At 75.3% G+C, this 3,945-nt stretch carries 4 protein-coding genes; 3 read left to right on the forward strand and 1 reads right to left on the reverse strand.

Annotated elements, in window-relative coordinates:
• Nucleotides 1–845: c-type cytochrome biogenesis protein CcsB (ccsB, locus tag Q6969_RS13880; RefSeq protein WP_317230966.1), on the forward strand; the 845-nt coding region annotated here is incomplete at its 5' end.
• Between the two features lie 74 nt (nucleotides 846–919).
• Here ccsB and Q6969_RS13885 read toward each other — a convergent pair.
• On the reverse strand, nucleotides 920–1,906 hold the full coding sequence (locus Q6969_RS13885) for an o-succinylbenzoate synthase (RefSeq protein WP_317230967.1): 987 nt from the start codon (nucleotides 1,904–1,906) through the stop codon (nucleotides 920–922).
• Between the two features lie 72 nt (nucleotides 1,907–1,978).
• On the opposite strand from Q6969_RS13885, the gene Q6969_RS13890 reads away from it, so the two are divergent.
• Both Q6969_RS13890 and Q6969_RS13895 read left to right on the forward strand, forming a co-directional pair.
• On the forward strand, nucleotides 1,979–2,890 hold the full coding sequence (locus Q6969_RS13890; RefSeq protein ID WP_317230968.1) for a 1,4-dihydroxy-2-naphthoyl-CoA synthase: 912 nt from the start codon (nucleotides 1,979–1,981) through the stop codon (nucleotides 2,888–2,890).
• A 19-nt stretch (nucleotides 2,891–2,909) separates the two neighbouring features.
• On the forward strand, nucleotides 2,910–3,945 hold a 1,036-nt coding region (locus tag Q6969_RS13895), incomplete at its 3' end, for an AMP-binding protein (RefSeq protein WP_317230969.1).

The following is a 3,945-nucleotide window of genomic DNA, read 5'->3' on the forward strand; positions in this document are numbered from 1 at the left end:
CCACGCTGGAGCGCGGACCGGCGCCGCGCGTCCGCGACGCCGCGGACGGCACGGCATCCGGGCCGGACGCGCCCGTCGCGCCGGGCCGCTCCGTCAGCCTCAACGTCGCCATGGTGCTCCTGGGCGTCGGCTTCGTCGCGCACGCGGTCGCGACCGTGCTCCGCGGCCTCGCCGCCTCCCGCGTGCCGTGGGCCAACATGTACGAGTTCGCCATGACGGGCACGCTGCTCATCCTCAGCGTCTACCTCATCGTGCTCACGCGCCGCGACCTGCGGTTCCTCGGCACCTTCGTGACGGGCCTCGTCCTCATCCTGCTCGGCGTGGCCGTGGTCCAGTACCGCGTCGAGGTGGCGCCGCTGCCGCCGTCGCTGCAGTCCTACTGGCTCGTCATCCACGTGTTCGTCGCCGCGCTCGGCACGGGCTTCTTCGCCCTCGCGTTCGCGCTGTCCGGCGTGCAGCTGCTGCAGTTCCGGCGCGAGTCGCTCGCGGCCGACGCGCGCGCCGCCAAGATGCGCTTCCTCGCCACGCTGCCGGACTCCGTCACCCTCGAGTCCATGGCCTACCGCCTCAACATCGTGGGCTTCATCTTCTGGACCTTCACGCTCATGGCCGGCGCCATCTGGGCCGAGCGCGCGTGGGGCCGCTACTGGGGCTGGGACACCAAGGAGGTCTGGACCTTCATCATCTGGGTCCTCTACGCCGGCTACATCCACGCCCGCGCCACGCGCGGCTGGCGCGGGTCGCGCTCCGCATGGCTGGCCATCATCGGCTTCTCGGCGGTCATGTTCAACTTCGGCGTCGTGAACGTGTTCTTCAAGGGCCTGCACACCTACAGCGGCCTGTAGGCCCCGGGCGCGCGGCGCGCGGTCCGCGCGTCCGCGCACGGCCGGGTGCCGGGTGCCCGGCGCCCGGGTGCGCCTCAGCCGCGTGCGGCCAGCACGGCGTGGGTGCGGCGGATCCGGTCCGTCCACCACGCCCGGCGCTCGGCGTCCACGGCGTGGGCGTCGAGGAGCCGCGCGTCCGGCGTCACGCGGCGCACGGGGATCCGGCCGTCGACCGGCACGAGCGGGTCCGCCGTCACGTCCTCGACGAAGAGCGAGACGGTGCCGAGGCCGCAGTCGTGGGGGAGCTCCGGGATGGCCGCCGCGAGGTGCGCGGCCATCGAGATGCCCACGCTCGTGTCGAGCGCGCTGGACACGACCACGGGGAGGCCCGCCTCCCGCGTGATGCCGAGCGCCCGATGGATCCCGCCGAGCGGCTGCGCCTTGACGACGAGCAGGTCGGCCGCGCCCGCCCGCGCCACGCGGAGCGGGTCCTCGGCCTTGCGCACGCTCTCGTCCGCGGCGACGGGCACGCCGAGGTGGCGGATCCGGCCGCGCAGCTCGGCCATCTCCTCCACCGACGCGCAGGGCTGCTCCACGTACTCGAGGTCGTGCTCCGCCAGGGCGTGGATCGCGTGCTCGGCCTCGTCGACCGTCCACGCCGCGTTCGCGTCGATGCGCACGCGGCCCTCCGGTCCCAGCAGCCGCCGCACCTCGGCGACCCGCGCCACGTCGTCGGCGAGCACCGTGCCGCGCTCGGCGACCTTCACCTTCGCGGTGCGGCAGCCGGGGAACCGCGCCAGCACCTCGGCCACGCGCCCGGCATCCACCGCGGGGATGGTCGCGTTGACGAGCACGTGGTCGCGGAGCGGCGCGGGGGGCGCGGTCCATCCGAAGTCGATCGCGGCCTCGAGCCAGGCGGCGGACTCGACGTCGTCGTACTCGACGAACGGGGAGAACTCCGTCCAGCCGAGCGGGCCCTCCAGGAGCGCGGCCTCGCGCACGTCGAGGCCGCGGAAGCGCGTGCGGAGCGGGAGGGCGACGACGCGGACGGTGGCGAGCAGGTCGTCGATCGGGGGGAGCATGGGACCAGCCTCGCACCCGGCGCCGGTCCTGCACCCGGCAACGGTCCCGCACCCGGCGAATAGGCTGGGCCCATGGTGAAGCAGGTCTCCGACATCCACGATCCCACCCGCTGGCGCGACGTCGCCCTCGCGGAGGGCTTCACCGACATCACGTACCACCACGACCTCGCCGGTCGGGTCGCGCGCATCGCCTTCGACCGCCCCGAGGTGCGCAACGCCTTCCGGCCGCGCACGGTCGACGAGCTGTACCAGGCGCTCGACGACGCGCGCCAGGACCCCCGCATCGGCGTGGTGCTGCTCACGGGCAACGGCCCGAGCCCGAAGGACGGCGGCTGGGCGTTCTGCAGCGGCGGCGACCAGCGCATCCGCGGACGGGACGGCTACAAGTACGCCGAGGGCGAGACCGCCGAGGGCGTCGACCCGGCGCGCGCGGGTCGCCTGCACATCCTCGAGGTGCAGCGCCTCATCCGCTTCATGCCGAAGGTCGTCATCGCCGTGGTCCCCGGCTGGGCGGCCGGCGGCGGACACTCGCTGCACGTCGTCTGCGACCTCACCCTCGCCTCCGCCGAGCACGCCCGCTTCAAGCAGACCGACGCCGACGTCGGCTCGTTCGACGGCGGCTACGGGTCCGCCTACTTCGCCCGCCAGGTCGGCCAGAAGGCCGCGCGCGAGGTCTTCTTCCTCGCCGAGGAGCACAGCGCCCAGCGCATGCTCGAGATGGGCGCGGTCAACCGGGTCGTGCCGCACGCCGAGCTCGAGTCCACGGCGCTCGAGTGGGCCGAGACGATCCTCGGGAAGTCGCCCACCGCGATCCGCATGCTGAAGTACGCGTTCAACGCGGTCGACGACGGCATGGTCGGCCAGCAGGTGTTCGCCGGCGAGGCCACGCGCCTCGCCTACGGCACCGACGAGGCCGTCGAGGGCCGCGACTCCTTCCTCGAGAAGCGCGCACCGGACTGGTCGCCGTTCCCGTGGCAGTTCTGATCCGGCGGGTCCTGCACCCGTGAGGCGGCTGGAGCGGCTGACCGCGCACGGCGCCGACGTCGTGCCGCTCCTGCGCGCGGCGCTGGCGGGCGACGGCCCCGCCCTCCTCGCGCGGCCGGTCGACGCGCCGGACGACGGGGATCCGCCGCCGCCCGCGGAGGTCGAGCGCCGCGTCGCGCTCGTCGTGGAGACGTCGGGCACGACGCGGCGGCCCAAGCGCGTCGCGCTGTCCTCCGATGCGCTCCTCGCGAGCGCCGCGGCGTCGCAGACCGCGCTCGGGGCGCCCGGCCAGTGGATCCTCGCGCTCCCCACGCACTACATCGCCGGCCTCCAGGTGCTCGTGCGCTCCATCGCCGCGGGCACCGCACCTGCGGTCCTCGCTCCCGGGCGCTTCGACCCGGGCGCGTTCGCGGACCTCGCCGCGTCCCTCGACGCCCGGGTGGCCCGGTACACGTCGCTCGTGCCGACCCAGCTGCACCGCCTGGTCGAGGCGGCGGAGGGCGGCCCCGGCGGCGAAGCCGGGCGCGGCGGCGAGGCCGGGCGCGTCCGCGACGCGGTGCGGCGCATCGACGCGATCCTCGTGGGCGGCCAGGCGACCCCGCCGCACCTGGCCGACCGCGCCGCGGCGCTCGGATGGCGCGTGGTCCGAACCTACGGATCCAGCGAGACCGCCGGCGGATGCGTCTACGACGGCGTCCCGGTCGCGACCGCGGAGGTCGCCGTCGTCGACGGCCAGGTGGAGCTGGCGGGTCCGATGCTCGCGGAGGGGTACCTGGGCGACCCGGGCGCGACCGACGCGGCCTTCGGCGAGCACGACGGCCGGCGCTGGTACCGCACGGGCGACGGCGGCGAGCTGGTGGACGCCGTCCTGCGCATCACGGGCCGGCTCGACGACGTGGTCATCTCGGGCGGCGAGAAGCTCCGGCTCGCGGCCGTCGAGGAGGCCGTGCGGTCGCTCGCCGGCGTCGATCCGCGCCTGGGCGAGGCCGTCGCGGTGCCCGGCGAGCGCGCCGGGTGGGGGCAGCGCCCGGTGGTCTTCGTGCCGGGCGCGGTGG

It is taken from the genome of Clavibacter sp. MX14-G9D (assembly GCF_032917815.1).
Taxonomy (GTDB): domain Bacteria; phylum Actinomycetota; class Actinomycetes; order Actinomycetales; family Microbacteriaceae; genus Clavibacter; species Clavibacter michiganensis_K.